General features: G+C 54.5%; 19 protein-coding genes. 5 read left to right on the plus strand and 14 right to left on the minus strand.

The features are described 5' to 3' along the window. Position 1 precedes the first annotated feature (1 nt). The 6 genes from ACT3RW_RS15935 to ACT3RW_RS15960 all read right to left on the minus strand — a co-directional run bounded on the left by ACT3RW_RS15935 (position 2) and on the right by ACT3RW_RS15960 (position 7520). Positions 2-736: a hypothetical protein gene (locus ACT3RW_RS15935; RefSeq protein WP_444614430.1), complete on the minus strand. Its 735-nt coding sequence runs from the start codon at positions 734-736 to the stop codon at positions 2-4. A gap of 30 nt (positions 737-766) precedes the next feature. Continuing rightward, on the minus strand, positions 767-976 hold the full coding sequence (locus ACT3RW_RS15940; protein ID WP_444614431.1) for a DUF2637 domain-containing protein: 210 nt from the start codon (positions 974-976) through the stop codon (positions 767-769). Between the two features lie 155 nt (positions 977-1131). After that, on the minus strand, positions 1132-2106 hold the full coding sequence (locus ACT3RW_RS15945) for a helix-turn-helix domain-containing protein (RefSeq protein ID WP_444614432.1): 975 nt from the start codon (positions 2104-2106) through the stop codon (positions 1132-1134). A gap of 370 nt (positions 2107-2476) precedes the next feature. Further along, positions 2477-3166, minus strand: a complete 690-nt coding sequence (locus ACT3RW_RS15950; protein ID WP_444614433.1) for a hypothetical protein — start codon at positions 3164-3166, stop codon at positions 2477-2479. A gap of 724 nt (positions 3167-3890) precedes the next feature. Next, entirely contained in the window at positions 3891-6869 is a 2979-nt protein-coding gene (locus tag ACT3RW_RS15955) for a Tn3 family transposase (RefSeq protein ID WP_444614434.1), read from the minus strand. Between the two features lie 78 nt (positions 6870-6947). Next, positions 6948-7520, minus strand: coding sequence for a recombinase family protein (locus ACT3RW_RS15960; RefSeq protein WP_444614435.1), 573 nt, complete (start codon positions 7518-7520; stop codon positions 6948-6950). Between the two features lie 470 nt (positions 7521-7990). Between ACT3RW_RS15960 and ACT3RW_RS15965 the strand changes: the two genes are divergently transcribed. Next, positions 7991-8587, plus strand: a complete 597-nt coding sequence (locus tag ACT3RW_RS15965; protein ID WP_444614436.1) for a DUF5067 domain-containing protein — start codon at positions 7991-7993, stop codon at positions 8585-8587. A 1463-nt stretch (positions 8588-10050) separates the two neighbouring features. Here the strand turns inward: ACT3RW_RS15965 and ACT3RW_RS15970 are convergent. From ACT3RW_RS15970 to ACT3RW_RS16005, 8 genes are all read right to left on the minus strand, one after another. Further along, positions 10051-10281 (minus strand): hypothetical protein, encoded by a 231-nt coding sequence (locus tag ACT3RW_RS15970; protein ID WP_141392848.1) that lies wholly within the window; start codon positions 10279-10281, stop codon positions 10051-10053. 10 nt (positions 10282-10291) lie between these two features. Then, complete coding sequence (locus tag ACT3RW_RS15975) at positions 10292-10972, minus strand: hypothetical protein (RefSeq protein WP_096254218.1); 681 nt, start codon at positions 10970-10972, stop codon at positions 10292-10294. A 253-nt stretch (positions 10973-11225) separates the two neighbouring features. After that, positions 11226-11459: a hypothetical protein gene (locus ACT3RW_RS15980; protein ID WP_443445843.1), complete on the minus strand. Its 234-nt coding sequence runs from the start codon at positions 11457-11459 to the stop codon at positions 11226-11228. Positions 11460-11651: 192 nt separating this feature from the next. Then, positions 11652-11840 carry a hypothetical protein gene (locus ACT3RW_RS15985; RefSeq protein ID WP_170947708.1) on the minus strand — a complete coding sequence of 63 codons (189 nt, stop codon included), beginning with the start codon at positions 11838-11840 and terminating at the stop codon, positions 11652-11654. A gap of 72 nt (positions 11841-11912) precedes the next feature. Beyond that, positions 11913-12377, minus strand: coding sequence for a hypothetical protein (locus ACT3RW_RS15990; RefSeq protein ID WP_444614437.1), 465 nt, complete (start codon positions 12375-12377; stop codon positions 11913-11915). Positions 12378-12618: 241 nt separating this feature from the next. Then, on the minus strand, positions 12619-13218 hold the full coding sequence (locus ACT3RW_RS15995; protein WP_444614438.1) for a recombinase family protein: 600 nt from the start codon (positions 13216-13218) through the stop codon (positions 12619-12621). A 200-nt stretch (positions 13219-13418) separates the two neighbouring features. Then, entirely contained in the window at positions 13419-13940 is a 522-nt protein-coding gene (locus tag ACT3RW_RS16000) for a GrpB family protein (protein WP_444614439.1), read from the minus strand. Positions 13941-14572: 632 nt separating this feature from the next. Further along, on the minus strand, positions 14573-14992 hold the full coding sequence (locus ACT3RW_RS16005; protein WP_444614440.1) for a ClpX C4-type zinc finger protein: 420 nt from the start codon (positions 14990-14992) through the stop codon (positions 14573-14575). A gap of 87 nt (positions 14993-15079) precedes the next feature. Here ACT3RW_RS16005 and ACT3RW_RS16010 point away from each other — a divergent pair, with 87 nt between their 5' ends. From ACT3RW_RS16010 to ACT3RW_RS16025, 4 genes are all read left to right on the plus strand, one after another. Beyond that, a complete protein-coding gene (locus ACT3RW_RS16010; protein ID WP_193058614.1) occupies positions 15080-16327 on the plus strand; it encodes an MFS transporter in 1248 nt (415 codons plus the stop codon). Between the two features lie 319 nt (positions 16328-16646). Beyond that, positions 16647-16847 carry a hypothetical protein gene (locus tag ACT3RW_RS16015; RefSeq protein ID WP_041649101.1) on the plus strand — a complete coding sequence of 67 codons (201 nt, stop codon included), beginning with the start codon at positions 16647-16649 and terminating at the stop codon, positions 16845-16847. A gap of 502 nt (positions 16848-17349) precedes the next feature. Continuing rightward, the gene (locus ACT3RW_RS16020; protein ID WP_171918452.1) at positions 17350-17721 is read left to right on the plus strand and encodes a DUF4259 domain-containing protein; all 372 of its coding nucleotides are present in this window, start codon (positions 17350-17352) and stop codon (positions 17719-17721) included. Positions 17722-17844: 123 nt separating this feature from the next. Continuing rightward, on the plus strand, positions 17845-18300 hold the full coding sequence (locus ACT3RW_RS16025) for a hypothetical protein (protein ID WP_444614441.1): 456 nt from the start codon (positions 17845-17847) through the stop codon (positions 18298-18300). Positions 18301-18303 lie beyond the last annotated feature (3 nt).

Below are 18303 nucleotides of genomic sequence, written 5' to 3' on the forward strand. Positions count from 1 at the left end.
CTCATGCCTCCTTGGCCGTTGTGGTCTCGGTTCCGAAAATTTCCGGATGCTTTGCCTTGATGCGAGTGAGTTTCCGCTGACCTATTCGGATGTTCTTGCCCAGCGCGACGGCAATCAATTTTGCGGTCAGGTCTGCTCCATGAGCTTCAAGCAGTTTGTTGATCTGCTGCTGTTCCTGATCTGCCGGGCTGACATAGGACATGGCGCTCAACGCTGGCTCAGCAGGCTCTGCGACTGGAACAGGCATCTCGGCTGCGGGTGTGGGCTTGATTGCAGGAACGGCGGGCTCAGCATCCACTGATGGGATGAACGTGCGACCCCATTCCAGCTCGCTGGCTTCCTGGCCAAATGGGTAGTAAGCGAAGACGCCATGCCCCTCAGGCGCGGGCTCTTGGGTGACAGCTACTGCTGGCTCAGGCTCAGCGGCCGACTGATCATTGGACGAGGCGACAGGATCCAGCATCGGTGCGACAGGCGACGTCACCTCGATTTCTGGTGTCGTACTCTCTGGCCGTGGTGTCGTCGGCGGTGTCGGGTTAGGCCGGTCTTCGCCAACCTGCACCAAACGCTCCTCGGTGCGTCGACGCTGCGGACGGGCAATAGCCAAACGGCCTAATTCCTCAGTGGCAGCGAACACGCCGATTGGTGCCATGCCTGCAACGATTGCTCCAATGCCGGTCTTGAAGCTGTCAACGTTCTGATCGAGCAGCAGGACGTGGCCAACGTTGGCGAGCACGGAAACGAACGTGAATGCACCGAGCGAAAGCTAGGATGCCCAGGTCTTCTCCCCGCGTGAACGATGCACCAGCACGGCAATGGAGTAGACCAGGATGGCGGTGTCGATGAAGATCGGAACAGTCCAACGCATTGCCGGTGGCAGTCCAGCCCACTCCGCGACGGCGACGAGCCCAGCGAATGACACCATAAAGCTGATCGCGCCAAGGAAAACTACAAGGGAAACAGCAAGCCAGAGCATCTGACGTGAATCGGGGTTGATTCGGCCGTCTCGGGTAGAGGTAGCAGTAGCGGTGTCTTCCTGCCTGTAATGGGAGTACTTCGTGGTAGAAGTTTTGATGGCTCCTCAGCTGAATTGCAGTCAGCTGGGGAGCTTTTTTCATGAGCACTCATGGGTTAGACCTCCGTCAGTGTGGTCAAGAAGTTGTCGAGGTATTCCTGCGCTTGGTTCAGCTTCTGCTCGATTTGGGTGCGGGTCTTGTCGTCGTCAATCTCGTCGGGATCAATGGTTTCCAGCAACCTTGCGAGGACGAGCACTGCACGGGATGAATCGTCAGCGAATGAGGTGACTTCTTCTACGTCCAGGTCGTTGACACCAGCGCTTCGCTCGACAATCTGACCGGCAAGGCTGATCACCATCGGAAGTGGTGCCTGAGCGTACTGACCGCTAGAACCGGTGAGTCGCTTTACGAGCTGGACGCGGGTCTTTGCGTTGTTGTTGACCGCTTCTTCTGGGTCGATCGGTGTAATGCCTAGATCTTCGAGTGAGGTGTCGAGAGCGTCGCCAATGTCTGCTTGTCCGTCCAGCGGCGGCTCAACCGAGTCATTGTTCTTCGGCTTTGGTGGGGCAGAGCGGTCGTACATCTTGCCGTTAACGCCTTGAACCTTTTGAGGCTTTTCTTCAGGTGTCCGATTTTGGACACCTGAATTTTCGTTCCCACCATCCGCAGCCCCATTTGAGGCAGGAGACTCATCGTCTCCACTTTCTACTGCCCCATTTGGGGCACTAGGATCCTCGTCAAGTTTCCTAATTTCACGACTGACTGTGCCTTTAGAAAGTCCCGTAGCGTCAACAATCGCGCGAGTACTGAGCCCAGCATCTCGTAGCGAACCGATGACTTCGTTGCGATCTTCACGTGGGATGGCGATGTGTTGGTTGCCGAATTCTTTGACGCAGTAGTCGTTCCAGGTCTTGTAGTCCAACGCGAGCCATGCCTGGCCTTGGTAGGCCTTGATAACCAGATCCCAAGTGAATTTCAGCGCCCTGCGAATCTCGTTGGTTAGATTACGAGCTACATCTGGAGGTAAGACTGCTGCCCGATCTTCTTCAACGATAATTTCTGCTTCGATGGATTGAGCTTCGTTACTCATGATGCGACCGCCTTATCGGTGGCATCAATCTCTTCCTGAACTAGTTCGTCAAGGCCAGCGACCAGAATCAAAAGAGAACGAAGAGGAACACATGGCTACATGGATTACGAAAATTCGCACCGTAAAGCTGTAGTGCCCAAAAATGGGCACGTGAAAATTCAGCTGTCTCATCTGAGACAGCTGAATTTTCACGTGATCCAAATGGATCAGGTGAGTTTTTTAGGTGTCCAATTTGGGACAGTTGAAGGCGGGTTACCGTAACGGTTTTCGTTTGGGTGGTGCACCTCGGTGCCAGAGGTGTGAGAGCTTTTTAGTCTTGTTGGGGTGGCTTGTGAAAAAGTGAAATATCCGACGCTAAGGTTTTGTCGAGCTATACGGGGTCAGCAACTACAGGGTAGGCAAGGTTTTCTGCACTTTGGTGGTCAACGATCTGCACCAAAGTATTACCTTCAACTAGATACCGTGTAGGAACGTCATTACCGTTAGCATCTTTCGCCCATGGTGGAGTGAATCCTCCAATAAGTTCCCCTTCTTTGTCCTCGATCAGAACTCCTCCGTGAGTTTCGCGGATTGTCGCTTCACTAGGAACATCTAGAAGGTATTCAAAGCGTTCGGGGCTTTTGGAATCGTGAAGGATAGTAGCCATCTGTAACCCGCCGTCGTCTTTGACGGAAGTTACTGTCGTGAATTCTTTCCCCTTGTTTTCAATGACTCCATTTGCGATTGGTTCAGTCTTAGAGACACCATCAATCGGCCTATAGATGCTCACAACATCAGTATCCTCAGAGCCGATTTCAACAGGATCTGATGGGCTGTTCGGAACGAAAATTTCTGATCCCTCTACAGTGAGATCAAAAGCACCTTCGCCTGAAACATTTGCTTTAGCCTCAACAGACGTGTTCAGCACGTCAACATTCGTATCGGAAGAAACTTTCGACAAATTTAAGAGCGCTTTGTGGGAAGAATCAGGAGCCTCTAAGGCCACAGCAGCATTTGCGTTGCCAATCAGCAGGGCGGCTATCGATAAAGCCGCGAGACCTTTTAGACTTTTCTTTGACAAGATTTCACCAGAACCAAAATAGGCAATTTTATGGACAAAATAATGAAACCAGAAGACAAGCGATTTTTCATAGTTGTGTCGCTCATCGTTGCGGGCTTAGTTTTACTTGCCTTCATCATTGGAGCGTCCGGAATTCTCTCGTACATTTTTGACCCCGAACCAGAAACTGACCTTCTGTTCATGCTGGTTCGGTAGGAATTGAAGGCCTACTAGCACTCAGTGCTTCTGTGCGACACGCTCAAACAGAAATCGAATTTTCTTCGGTGCGAGTTCGACCCTTCCCCAATAGATCCGGGGATGTCTGCTAGGGAACTAGTCAAGGCGCTTAAAAAGGTGATGCCCAACCCCGGCAAGGGTCAGGCATCATTATTTTCGAACAGAAAATTCAATTTAAGAGTACCTTGAGTCCGGCAAGACTGCGAAGGTACACGCTCCAGCATGTCGAAGCTGAACATGAGCGTCAAGGCCACCGGCTAGCCCCCGGGTGTAGAGAGACCAAAGGGTTTACCGAGAGAGATCGACGGCGCGTAAAGGCAGACTCGGAGCGCTAGAAAATCCATCGGGGTAAGAGCAGTTCGGCTCCCCCGCGTTGATCCTCACATCCCAGTCCTGATAGCCGAGTAATCCCCGGCTATGGTCAAGGAAACCTCGCACGGCTCCGGCCAGCTGCAAACTTCCAAGCACCCCCCTAGGGGTGGCTTGTGAAAAAGTGAAATATCCGACGCTAAGGTTTTGTCGAGCGCCGTAGCGGCCTGTATTTGCCGGGTTTGATCTTGTTGGTGCGTGGCCAGGTGTAATCGCCGGTGAGGTTGATGTGTTCCCAACCCAGAGGTGAGAGGAACCGCAACAGCTCAGGGTCCGCGGCGTTGCCCTCCTGAGTCAAGGTGGTGATGGTGCGGTCGAGATAGACCGTGTTCCAGAGAACGATGGCCGCGGTGAGAAGATTCAGCCCTGACGCCCGGTAGCGCTGCTGCTCGAAGCTGCGGTCGCGGATCTCTCCAAGTCTGTTGAAGAAAACGGCCCGGGCCAGGGTGTTCCGGGCTTCTCCCTTGTTCAGCCCGGCCGTGACCTTGCGGCGCAGGTCGGGATCTTGGAGCCAGTCCAGCAGGAAGAGAGTTCGTTCCAGTTTGCCTAGTTCCCTCAGTGCGGTAGCGAGTCCGTTTTGGCGTGGATAGGCGCCAAGTTTGCGCATCATCAAGGAGGCGGTCACTGTTCCGGTCTTGATGGATGTGGCCAGGCGGAGGATCTCATCCCAGTGCGCGGTGATGGTCTGCGTGTTGATGGTGCCGCCGATCAGCGGAGCCAACGTCGACAGTTCGGCGTTGTTGGTAGGTGTGTAGAGGCGGGTATCGCCGATGTTGCGGATCCGGGGCGCGAACCGATATCCAAGCAGGTGCATGAGGGCAAAGAGATGGTCGGTGAACCCTGCCGTATCGGTGTAATGCTCCTGGATGGCCAAGTCGGACTCGTGATACAACAACCCGTCCAAGACGTAGGTCGCGTCGCGGTCACCGACGTTGATGAGTTTGCTGTGGAAGGGCGAATACTTATCCGAGACATGCGTGTAGATCATCCGCCCGGGCTCGGCACCATATTTCGGGTTCACATGCCCGGTGGACTCGGCATGGCTGCCTGCACGAAAGCGCTGCCCGTCCGAGGACGAGGTGCTGCCATCGCCCCAGTGCGTACCGAAGGGGTGTGCATGCTGGGCATTGACCAGCTCGGCCAGGGCGGCACTGTAGGTTTCATCCCGGATATGGGAAGCCTGCTGGCGGTCCAATTGGGCGTAGGTGACGCCGGTGCATGACTCGGACATCTTGGTCAATCCCAGGTTGATTCCGTCGGCCAAGATTGCGGTGAGCAGCAGCTGCTTGTCCTTGGAGGGTTGGCCGGACTTGAGATTGGTGAAGTGGCGCGTGAACCCGGTCCAGCCGTCGACTTCCATCAACAGGTCGGTGATCCGGATTCGCGGGAACATGGCGCTGGCCTGATCGATCAAGGGCTGCGCGTGTTGTGGCACGATTGTCTCGAGCGGGGTGATCTTCACGCCGCTGGCGGTGATCAGCACCCCGGGCAGTTCATCCCGGGAGGCCAGGGTGTTGACTTGGTGTAGCCGTTCACTAAGCAGGGCGAGGCGATCCTGTAGGTAGTGTTCGCCACCGGTGGCCGTGGCCAGGGGCAGTTCCCCGGCACTCTTCATCAGCGTGTAGTCGGAGCCAGCCAGCAGGTAGTCATCGAAGTCGCGGAACTGCCGGGAACCGGTGACCCACATGTCTCCGGACCGCAGCGCATTCTTGAGCTCCGCAAGGGCGCAAAACTCGTAGAATCCACGGTCGGTGCCGTTCTCGGCGAAAACCAGAGGCTTCCACCGAGCCCGGATGAATGACGTGGGTGCATCTTCGGGGACCTTTCGGGCACCGGAGGTGTTCATGGTGCGGATGACTTTGATGGCAGCCAACAGGTCTTGCGCTGCGGGGGCTGCTTGGAGGTCAAGGACGGCAAGAAATGCCGGGGTGTAGCGGCGCAGAGTGGTGAAGTGGGCACTGACGAGGGCGAGGTGGTCTTCGAGGGCAGGCCGGGTCAGTTCCTTGGCTTGGGCAATGCTTTCAGCCAAGGATTCCCAGCCGATCGCTGTGTCGATCGCTGTGTCGATCGCTGCGAAGGGATCCTCACCGTTCTCCTTGGCTGCGATCAGGGCATCGCCGAGCTTGGAGTGCAGGCGCATCATGGCTGCGACGGTGGCACGGGAGGCCAGGGTGTTCTGGTTTTGTTTGTTCCGAGCGGTGCGAATGATCCGGCCAATAATTCGGTCATGCAGATCAATGACTTCGTCGGTGACCGTCGCCATGCTTTCCACGGACATCGCGAACAGGGTCGCGTACCTGCGTCCGGGTTCAAACTTGGCCAGATCCGCCGCGGTCATCGATGCGCCCTCGCGGGCCAACTTCAGCAACCTGTTCCGGTGCACCAGTTTGCCGGCGTCCCAGGGCAGGCAAAGCGCACGCCAGGCCGTGAGCCGGTCGATGTGCTCGTTCATCGCCCGTGCGTTGGGCCGCAGGGGTGCCTGCCGCAGCCAGCCGATTTCGGTCAAGGAACTATCGGTGCGGCGAAGCAACAAACCATCCAGACGACCTCGGTGCTCGCCGGAGAGTTGGTCGCCTAAGATGGCGTAGATTCGCCGGTTCGCCCGGGTCAGGGCCTGCGCGCAGGCCCTTTCAATGATCCCCACCCCAGGAGAGGCAACCTTCCTTGAGCGCAGGAAGTCCCGCGCGCCTTCGACCAGGACAAGGCCCTTGTCTGTTTGTGCGGCCACCTCGCCCACGTGTTCCACGAGCTGGCGAAACTCCGCGATTCCAAATGCAGACATGCCCAGATACGCGCGAAGCTCCCGTCCATGCTCTTGCCGCGTTTCCCCACGTGTCCCGTATTCATCCCAGGCTTCGGCCGAGATCGTCAGGCGGGCCGCGACCCAGTCGATCATTTCAGTGGGTACTTCGGTGTCGTCGGTCAGTGCGATACCCGGGTGCCGAAGCAGACAGAGCTGGATGGCAAAGCCCAACCGGTTGGCATCTGCGCGGCGTTGGCGAATCAACGACATGTCCGCTTCGCTGAGTGTGTAGTGGGCAGCCAGGTCCTCGGTGCCGGTGGGGATTTCAAGGACTTGGCCGCGTTCGGCAGTCGTGAGCAAGGAACGCAGGGCCATGTCAGAAATCCTTGTTAGTTGGAAGGCCGCAATCTACGGACTTGTCCTCGCGCTGCTGCGGAGCACCATGCCCGCGAGTCATGGTTTGGCCAGGTTCCGGTAGATGGTGGGACGGCTGACGCCGAATTCCTGGGCGATGTGCTCGACGGTATGGGCACGTTTCCCGTCGGCATCCTTTTCCTCATACATTTCCCTTGCCAGCTTGACCTGGCGGGGACCGAGCTTTGGTTTCTGCCCACCGGTCCGCCCACGTGCCCGCGCGGCGGCCAGCCCGTCGCGGGTTCGTTCGGACATCAGCGCGTGTTCGAACTCGGCGATCGAGCCGATGATCTGAAAAAACATCCGCCCGGCGGGTGATGAGGTGTCGATGCCCTGATCCAGGACCACCAGGTCGACGCCGCGCTCCTGCAGCGTCTTGGACAGGTCTATGAGGTTTTCCAGCGATCGCCCGAGTCGGTCCAGCTTCGTGACAACGAGCTGATCGCCGGACCGGTTGGCTGAAAGCAGTGCCTTGTCGAGTTCGGGTCTGCGGGCGAGTTTCCCCGAGGCGGTGTCGAGGAACACCTGCTCGCAGCCGGCCGCGCGCAGGGCATCATGTTGGGCTTCGGGGTGCTGATCGCGTGTTGAGACACGCCCGTATCCGATTCTCATGCCCAAAATGTATCACCAACCAGGTTGAGCGTTACATTGCCGCGTACACGGCAAGCGTTACAAAATTTACCGCGGGAATCCGCGGGCCAAGAATCCGGAAGAAGAGTGTCTCGAGAACAATCGTTACCGGACGCTACGAAGTCTTAGATCGGATTTTCGACGAATACACAAGCCTCAAGAAGAACAATAAGCAGAACACGTGTTCTGCCTTCTTTCGAGCCGGTGCGCTGCGTTTCCAGACGATGGCGGAAAATGACTCAGCACAGTATCCGTACATGACGTTGCCGATCGACTAGATGCGGCTCTGCGCTATTTGGCGGAAGCTGAGCCAGCCTATTTACCGAACTAACGAATAACACGAAATTATCGGCGTGTCCATCTGAGGAGTAAATAGCCCCTGCGATCTGGCCACTAAGCTGAGTTTGATACATTTTGCTTGCGCAGCAAGCTGGGGATAAAGGAAATTTTTGATGAAAAAGTCTTTGGTACTGCTCGCGTGCGCGTCGGGCGCTCTCATACTTAGTGGTTGCGGTGGAACAGCAACGGATAGCAATCAGGCGGCGAACACCGGTTCGGCTCAAACGATTGAAGCAGCCGACACCAGCGCAACAAATACAGCCGACTCAGTTGACACGCCGAAAAGCGACTCGTCTTTTGTGGATGGTGTCATCACCACCCCGGAGATGAAGATTGAGATCACGGACCACAAGGTCATCCCGGTTGGCAAAAAGGGCAATGAATACGGGTCGAAACCCGTCATTGCATTTTGGTACAAAACTACCAATCTGACTGAGAAAGACGTCGATAAAGACGTAAGCCCGATGAATTTCATCTACGTAGTGGAAGCGTTCCAAGACAACAACCCAAACGCAGAGAACAAGCTTGAGGTGGGTTCACTCCCCGATGACAAGTTCCTAGACACCCAGATGGAGAACATCAAGAAGGGTGGAACCGTCGCAAATGCAATTGCCTTTGAGCTTGACGATGTAAAAACCCCGGTGGACCTCGTCGCATCAAACGACTTGGGCATGACGGAAATCGGCAAGATTTCGTACAAACTGAAGTAGGACATCTGGTGAGGCCCGCCCAAAAAAGGACGCCCTACCTGGATATCAGGTAGGGCGTCCTTTTTTGGGTCAGTCATCAAGTGCTCCGGCGAGGCCGCCATTTGGATTCACACGATCTCACGCCGGAAGCAGCACAGGAATCTTCTTAGCGTGAATTTTCGTACCGCTCTTCCTGCTGGCCGCAATTTCATCTAATGAAAGATACGTTCACCTGATGTAAGCGGTAGAGGTTCGTCCGCCGATGGTGGCTTCGGCCAGACTTCGGCTTCGCTGTTGTTTTCACCCGGAGCCGAGCATTGGTTCGTAGACTGCTTCATCAGGGTGAAGTGCCGCGGTTCCAGAAACCTTAGCGTCGGATATTTCACTTTTTCACAAGCCACCCCAACTACCGCAGGACACCCTCAGAGCACATAAGGCAGATTTCCCCGGAGAAATGACCTTCCCGCCCTACCCGCAGCCACGTAAACGCACAGGACGCAAAGAGAGCTAGCAAGCATAGCGACTGGTGCCCCAGTCGCGCGTGAAGCCCTCGGCAGTGCAGCGCATTAGAGGTGCAGTAAAAGTGCATCTACTACGCATTCGCACAGCCGTAGCAACGCATGTACAGCAACGCTATAAAGCCAGTACAGAAAGCTGTAGGAGCGTACGTAAAGCTGTAAAGCCAGTACACGAAACCATAAACCCGCACCGTAAAGCTGTAGAACTTGTACGGGAACCCGTAAAACGTGCATTACCTGTAAAACCCGTATTACCCGTAATGCTGGCATTACACGTGCAGCTCACGAGCTGCACGGACTGATCGCAAACGATCAATCGACCGAATAAGGGAAACATCTGACTTGGTTTAGATTAACTTAGAACACGCCCTTATTCGGTCACACCTCTTGCATCTTTGATAACCGAGGTCGAACTACCGCGTCTTACCGTCACATATGTGACGGTAAGTGCTGCTCGATGCCAGAGGTGTACGGGCGTTTTTCTCACTCTTCCTAAAGCTCCAGCACCGCTGTACCGACACTGAGCTATGCGCCAGTAGATCCCAAAAGCAGCGCATCCCACCATTGAGTCTGGAAACGACGCATGGTGCAGCTAGACGCCCTCCATGCGAGGGGGCGCAGACGAAGGAGCATAAGAACTTGAACCGTGAACGTGTGTTGAAGAATCTAGAAAAGTTGTTTTGGAGCACCTACGGCGCAGGTGCTTGTGCCGGGCTGACAGTCTGGTTCACTCGGCTGCTGTCGTAGCTCGCTCTTAACGGTTCCAGGCACACACTGAACAGCTTTAAAAGCGTGGTTCAGTGTGTGCCTGGTTGCGTGTCTCTTGTGACGGCAGCGGGCGCGTTTCGAACGTTTATAGTTGCCTGCATGTGGTTACGGGAGAAATTCTTAGGTAGCCAAGAAAGGATGTTTGATGGCTGCTAGAAAATTTTTCTAGTAGCCATCAAACATCCCAGATCCTGCGAATTATTTATTCGCAGAGTTCTTCCAATAGATAACAGTGCCGATGACAGCAAACCCTAAAGGTGCAATCCAAGCCTGAATCGAGAACCACGACTGCATTGAAGAAAGATCATGTGAAATCGTCAGGCCTGTAATGATTCGGGCAACTAGCAAAACCCATACAAAGGTCAGGCCAGTTTTTAGCGCTCTACCTGAGGGAGCAGGCGAGCTACTTGAGTGAGCAGAATTTTCCATTTTGACTCCTTTATAGTTTGCCTCGGCAACTCCATGCGCCCCATCCCAGTGCCACGCCGATTCCCACAGGACCGCCCATAGATTTTACGATAGCAGGGCCTAGGAACTTAGCAACTGCTTTTGCCGCGATTCCCCAGTTCCAAGAGCTGATTCCAAGTTTGATAGCTGAAATGATGCCCGGAGATCCGCCTAGAGCAGGGATTCCAAGACCGTTCAAAATTACGCACTTTGCAAATTCTGTTGCTCCGTAGGGCTGGAGTGCTTTCCCCGGAGTCTTGCGCTCAATCTCGTTAGTTGCTTGCTCAGATTCTTTTTCAGCCATCAGGTTTAACGAGTCGCTCAGCATACGTAGCTCAGATGCCCTGTCTTGAGCCCCATCCTTAGCAAGATTCTTTGTGTTCACAAAGAATTGACCCGAAGAATCCATCTGGATATAGCGCGTGAACAGAGTCTCCACGTCTTTTTCCAGCTGTTCCATTTCTTTCTGGCTAACTTCACCTGACGAGTCAGCAGCTACAGACGTAGCAATAGTTTTAGTGCTTTGCTGAGAGGCAGCGAACGCACCAGACGGAACTCCTGCAAGCAAGGTGCCAACCAGAGTTGCAGAGCACAACATGACAGCGCTTTTCTTGAACATCGGGTACTCCTCATTGATCGTAACAGTGATGAAAATCGGCTGAATTTCCGACAACTGATACTTCCTGCGAGAATCCGAGAACAGTTCAATTGAGCAGATGACTATTTTTCTTATATCAACCGATAAATTACACGCTAGTGAAGATGATTCTGCTTGTAAATCATACTTTAGTAGGAGGGTATGACTCCGTTTTAGTTCCAGCTGGTTCAGCGAGTTCTTGACTGCGACTATCTTGTGACGTCGCTAGATACGTTCAGCGATGTTCAGGCACGACCTTTACGCGCCATGTAGTGACCTCCAGCAGGTTCTAGGCGGTGTCGCGTTTATCCGCGTCTTTATGGAGCGCGTAGTGAACCGCGCGCGCTGAGATTCCTATTTCTTCCGCGATCGCGCGCATGGATAGCCCTTGCTCGCGTAGCTCGTGGATCTTTTGGTGACGGTCTGCAGCTCGGCCGAGGTAGACCTCGCGCGGTTCAGAAGTCCACCGAATAATTGTGTTGGTCGAGTAGCCAGTTTTTTTGGCTAGCGAACTTACGCTCATGCCGTTTCGGGGTATTCGCTGCGGGGTCATTTGATCGCCTCCAAGATGTTCTTCGCAGTCTGGCTGTGTTCCCGTTTCTTTTCAATACTTTTGCGTCCGCGTGCTGATTGGATTGCGATGAATGTTGCTTCGTAGACGGCTGCGCCGTCGCTCCACATGCGTGATTGTGTGGTGATCCAGCGGTGGATGCTTTTAGCGATCTGCTGCGCTTCGTTGCCCGTCGAAGGATACGACGACGAATTCTTGCCACCAGATGATTTCTGGGACGCACCCGCCACCGAACAACGCATACAACCACCCGCCGAAAATATCGATCATCATCGTCATCATCCAGAACGCGACACCACACACACCGGGCCCGGCATCACTGACTGACCCCATGAGAGAACGAAAGAATCCCTGGACTGTTTCAGTCCAGGGATTCTTTCTCTTTCCTCGATTACCACCGCTCCACTACAAAACAGCGCTATGGAACCTCACTACCCGGCCACCATTTTCCTTGACGGCCTGTGCAAAACCATCCGGGTATCTCATGAGCAACGTGCCGTCCTGAGTAAGGAAACTATTGAGCAAAAGGAGCTTGTCGATAGCTTCTTTCGGCAGCACTGTAATCGTCAGTGATGTTGCTTGAGCATCAAGCACCAGGAATATAGCTCCAGCCCGGATGCCTGTCTCTTCAAACGCTGTATCGAGCCGGTCATTAGGAATATGAGTCATATGCGAGGTGGCTTGCTCTGTTGAGCTTAAGCGGCGGCTACCCATCACCAATACTTCTTCTGTGCCATCTTCTCGAATCGCAATTATCCTGCTTTTTTCCAACCGAGCTTCGCGATACAGCTCAAGATCGATGAGAAGTCCTGGCATTTCTTGACGTGCAAGACGCCCTACACCCTTACCGTCAGTCTGCTTACTAAACATTTTGTGAAGCTCCAATCAATAGGCACACCCTGATTTTCAGAGCGTTTTCTATAACCGTACTTGCAGAATCTACATTATGCAAGCTTGACTATAGAAACGCGCTTGCACAAACAGTCGTTTTCTTCGCGATACCTTAACGGGGTCTGAGGAGGATCGGTACGGAAATTCACGTTTAGGGTGTGTTGATGCTGATTCTGGCTTGGTGTTGGGTGGACTCCGTCAGGAGTCGACTGCACATTTCTCAGGAGCGTAGTGGTTCGGCTGCCCTGCGTTGTCCGCGTTCAACGGCCCGGTAGATGGTGGATCGGCTGATGGAGAAAAGTTCGGCCATTTCGGTCATGGTGTATTTCCCTGCATCGTGTAGTTCCAGGAGATGGGCTTCTTGTTTGACGCTGAGTTTTGGCTGTTTTCCCCGGAGTCGGCCATTAGCTTTAGCGACCTTCATTCCTTCGCGGGTGCGCATGCTGATGAGGTCGGCTTCGAACTCGGCGATCATCGCCAGGACGTTGAATAGCAGTTTGCCCATGGGGTCGGTGGGGTCATGGACGGAACCACCAATGCTGAGTTTGATTTCGCGGCTGGCAAGGTCGCCAGCTATCTCGTGGGCGTCCCGGACGGACCGGGCCAGACGATCGAGTTTGGTAACGACGAAGGTATCTCCGGCCCGGCATGCGGCGAGGGCTTCGCGAAGTCCTGCGCGATTCTTGTTCCTGCCGGTAAAGCCATGATCAACATAGACGCGTTCGGGTTCAACGCCGAGGGATGCCAGGGCATCACGCTGGGCGGTGAGGTCTTGCTCCTCCGTGGACACGCGTGCGTAACCGACCATGATCTTAGACATGTAGATCAGTGTGTCACATAGGGATCCTTCACCGGACAGTTCACCGTACACCCTATACGGACACTCCATAGGTCACCATTAGCAAAGCAGCAGATCAGCGGCTGGCCTGTCCGGTGGAGGACCGTCTTACGGGACATATTGAACGTACAGATCAAATGACCTGCGCGGACACTTATCTAGAGCCAAAATCTTCGCAGAAACTACTCACCCGCAATGACGCGCGAGATAAATTGAGCTTTTTCGTTGTTGTAGGAGAGCCGGTCAGTGCTGTAGCGGTCAGCGAGACCGGACTTAAGCGTGGCGTATTCGGCGGCAAGATTCGGATCGGCTCGAAGCTTTTCGCGGAAACGCAACACGTCGTGTTCCCAAGCTGATCCTTCTTCGCAGACGTGTATGTGCACGACGCGAGGTTCACCGGCTGGTGGGCGAAAGAATCGGTGGTCCGGTTCGCGTTGCCGAAGCACGAGACCTAACGATTCAAGTCCAGGACGATAGGCCGATTCATCGTTTATATCTGGCACAGATACTTGTAGGTCAAGTACGGGCTTGGCGATCAGGCCAGGGATCGATGTTGACCCTACATGTTCTATTCGCGCAACCGTGGGAACGATGGCCGATTGGATTCGGTTAGACCATTCAGCCGCTACCAATGGCCACAGTGGATCAGCTTCCTTTAGTTCCACTGGCTCCCCACCAGGCTTATCAAACCACTCATTTGTCATGATCCAATTCTCACCCAAATTTCCCGCTCAAGGTTCGTTTATAGGACAGCAAAGGAATGAAGGTCAGTGCAAGTCAGGCTGGCGGTTCAACTGATATTTCTTTTGCAAGGCCCACTCATTTTGGTCCAAGAGATATGAACTTTCCGGGAACCAAGCCAACCACTGAAGCATATTTTCACTATCCGCCTATGCTGAGTAGAGCAGCCTCCGGCGTTTATGATCCATTCATTGTGCACGAGATAACTTTGATCTGAGTTCCTCTAAGTGCGAAGCTAAAATTTGACGCTGGTCTCGGGTGAACCTTCTGGCCTGCATATCGAGAACCACTCGACCACAGTTTTCTCCCACTCCCAACAGCTGAGAGACACGAAGATTAGCTTCGTCCAGGTTCTCAGAACTTCCTATCGCGTCGAAAACCTCCTCACGCCGATCGATCGCTTGAACTAAAGCCTCAAGGATCATCATTTCTTGTTTCGTCTGCAGCTCGCTCTCATGCATGCGGCGATTGTTTCACAAACTTTATTCCTGGGGTAGACCACCTCCGGCGGATGGATTCGAATACTCCCGATTGGAGTAGCCCAATACGTTGTTCTGACACGTTCATGCTGATAAAACGTTCTGCTTGCGGACGGTTAGCGGCACACCGATTTATCTCCAGCCACAACAGGCTGATGGAAGCGTTCCCAAGCCGATTGGCGGGACATCCCTAGAGACTCTCCGATGCTGGCCCAGCTAATTTCTCTATTTCGTGCTGCGCCGACCCAGGTTCTAAGGTGGTTTTCGACGTCATCTCGTGCTTTCGCGACTTTGGGCAGCTGGCGAAGGAGTTCTTCATTATTCAGCGCATCCCATGGGGCTCGCTGCTTCGTATCGGATTCAGGAACAGAGTTCTGGAAAAGGACCACCGCAGCTTCCGTGCATTTTTGGCAGATACCCACAGCGGGAGCGCCCACTAGCGCACCAGTTTCCTCACGAGGACGAAGGCAGAACGAACACATGAACGGCTGATCTGCTGAAGCAATCTCTTTAACACCTTTAGCGCCCTGTTCCATGGACTCCAGTCTACGGGAAACACTTGACCTGTCAGGGTTTGCCTGACATTCTGTCAGGTATTACCCTACAGAATGTTGAGTTGCGTTATGACTTCGAGTGAACCACTACCGCTACGTATGCCGGCACGGGAAAAGCTGCCTAAATCCTTCCGATTCATCTTGGCGACAACTGCTGCCGAGGGGTTCGGGGATGCGATGGCGCGTACGCTCATGCCCTTAATCGCAGTCACCGTCTTGGGATACGGCACCGGCTTTGTCGGTGTCATCAATTCAATCGGCTTAGGGGCCTTCCTGTTACTGGGCATGCCGATCGGCATGCTCATCGACCGTCTCCCAGACCGCAGCAGGGCCATGGGCGCCGCAAGTCTCGCCCGCTTCGTAGCCTTGTCTGCACTTATTGGGGCGTTCTTTGTAGGTTGGCTTTCGGGACCAGCTGTCATTGGGGTCGCCGTAGTCATCGGGTTGGCCGACGTAATTTTCACTACGGCGCAAGGCCCTGTCATTCAAGGGCTTGTCCCCGAACAGGGATTGAAGCTCGCATACTCTCAATTGACTATTACGAATCAGAGCGCTGCAACCACCGCGGCCGCGGCTGGAAGCGCGATGCTCGGATTCCTGGGTCTGCCAGGGCTATTGTGGCTAGCGCTCTGCTCCTACGCAGGCTCCTTCTTGCTGCAACGCGGCATTCCTCCGCACCGAGCTTCCGCGCGCTTGAGTCGACGTGAACGAAGAGGGTTTTGCGATGGTTTCCGTACCCTGCGCCAGAGTCCCGCGCTTTGGTCATTGACAATTTCCAGCGCACTGATCAATGCAGGGGTGATGCTTGGGAACACGGTGCTGCCAGTATTTCTGCTGCGGGATTTGGGCCTCGCCCCGGCACTATTCGCTTCACTGGGAATAGTGTCCGCCCTCGGTGCAATACTCGGCGCAGCGCTCGCTCCACGATTGTCCGCGAAATTCGGGATCCGGGCGCTGAGGATCGCAGCCGCATTGCTATCGATGCCAGCCGTCGCAATGGCTATTGCTTGTCAGCAGCTTCCTGGCCACGAATTGATTTGGCTTGCTGCGCAGTCGATGAGTTGGAGTTTCTTGGTGGCTATTGCGTCGGTTGCTGGGGCTGAGGTCCTGCCTCGTACCATTCCTGCTGAGAATCTGGCGTCGGTAGGTTCGGCCCAACGCACCATCACTCTGGGTGTCATGCCGGTCGCGGCACTTCTCGGTGGAAGCATTGCGGTGATCACGGGACCGGTGTTACTGCTGTGGATTTGGGCCATTCTGGCAGGGTGCGCTGCGCTACCGGTCATTCGCACTGCTGAGCTAGATGCTTATCGTTAGCCTGGTCCGAGTGTTGCGTATACGAATACGGAGTTGTCATAGGAAAGCGTCTGGCTTTCGGAGAGCGTCCCAGTAGAGGTTCCTCTACGGGGCGGGCTCATGCTCCTGAGTAGGTAGGCACAGTTGATTGGATGTCCGGCGGCCGCCCTGGAGGTTGGCGCGCTCCGGCCGCGATTTCCACATTGTGACGAACGCGAACACGGATATAAGGAAAGCAGCGAAGGCCTGCGCGTGGAGGACGAGCCACAGTTCGTTCTGGTGCGGAAGCAACAGGCTCATGTTTCCTGCCTCGTCCGCTCGATTGACGAAGAATTCATCGATGGGCGTCCAGAACGCTACCGCCATGACGCTGAGTCCAAACATGAACAGGGCGAGGGCGAATATGATGATCGACCATGCTGTAGGTCGCCGTCTTGAGGTTCTTGTAGGCATTACCGATGAGCTCCTTGTCTTTGACGTGCGGGATCACCATCCTATCGAGACCGGTCAATGGTGGCGGTTCCCTACGCAGATCCGTTAATGGATCAGTTTCGTCGTTGTCGCCAAGGGCCGACACAATTGGCGTCGTCACATCGGTCAGGAGAGCAAGATTGCTGTATTGGCGGTCCGGATCCGTTCGCACCATCCACCGTCCCAGTAGAGGTTCCTCTTACGGGCGGCAGTGCTGTGGACTATGGACAGAAATGCTGAGGACTTCGGAAACTGACAATTTCTATGTTCACGGGCAAGGTGAGCGTTCCGTATACCCCGCCCGCAAAACTGCCCGGTGAAGGTGCCTTATAAGGACGCCTAAAACGCTCGTTTTCTGTACTGGTAGGCTGGCAGAAAACACTTCATGAAAACTTGCAATTCTCCAAGAGATATCGGCAGTGAACCATCGAGATGATATTCATCGATCATTCGCGTGTCCATTTCCTGGATCTTCAAAACGTCGGCTCTACGGAGCATCATTAGGTAGCGGCAACAATGCCGCCACAGAATTAGTATTTTGACAAGCTGACGTAGCGAAGGGATGCCACAACATGGGTGCTTGGGGAGCGAGTCCTTGGGATAGCGACGGCGCGGCAGACTGGTTTGCGGAATTCTTCGAAGGCATAGACGTCGATTCCCGCATTGAAGCGGCTTTGGAGTATGACGATGAGTATGATCAGATTCGCGCTGCCTGCTATATGCTCAACACGATTGGTCGCATCTATGTGTGGCCTGGTGATCTGGAGAAGCTCGAAGAACACCTTGAACGCGGCATAAAGCTACTTACCGCAATGCTTGAGCCAGACTCTGAATTCCGCGAACTGTATGAAGAGGATGACGAGGTCATCGAGGCAGTAGGACAGGAGCTGGAAGATCTAAAAGAGCGGTTGGCTGAGAATACGAACGACGGGATCGACGACTAATTTGAGCCACCCCACTGCGGTAGGAAATGATAGCGAACGTGCAAGGTTCCAATTGCGGTTCTTCATCTCCACAAGGTGACAGATAACGGCAAACTCTTGTGCGACAACAGGAATATTCTTCTTATGTTCTCCATTCGCACGCCGCACGTCTCTGACAGGATGCAGGCGAATGTCCTCGACACTGAATCCCATATCGCGCTGTTCCTCGGCTTTCTTTGCAGCGTCAATTATCAATTCAACTTTGTTCCGGTCCCGGATCCTGCCATAGACCTTCGATGCCGCCAGCCCCGCTATTGTCCGTTCGATCCGATGGTCTCTTTCGAAAGCGGCAAAAGCAGAAAAGTCGAAAATAACTTCTCAGCACTTCATGGTAGTGCCCGGCTCGCTCTGCAAACGGCCGGCGAGTACGGAACACGTCACCGCAAGCAGACCAAGCGATCCGGGATCTCATGCCAATGGGTTGGCCACTGCAAGCGGGCAGCCAAGGTAAGAAGGACCCGGCCAGAGGCAGGCAAAAGCCAGGAAACGGGCCTCCCCCAAATTACGAATCGCCCGTTCCCTGGCTTTTTCGGCTTTTAGCCG

It is taken from the genome of Glutamicibacter sp. AOP5-A2-18 (assembly GCF_052446055.1).
In the GTDB taxonomy this organism is placed as follows: Bacteria; Actinomycetota; Actinomycetes; order Actinomycetales; family Micrococcaceae; genus Glutamicibacter.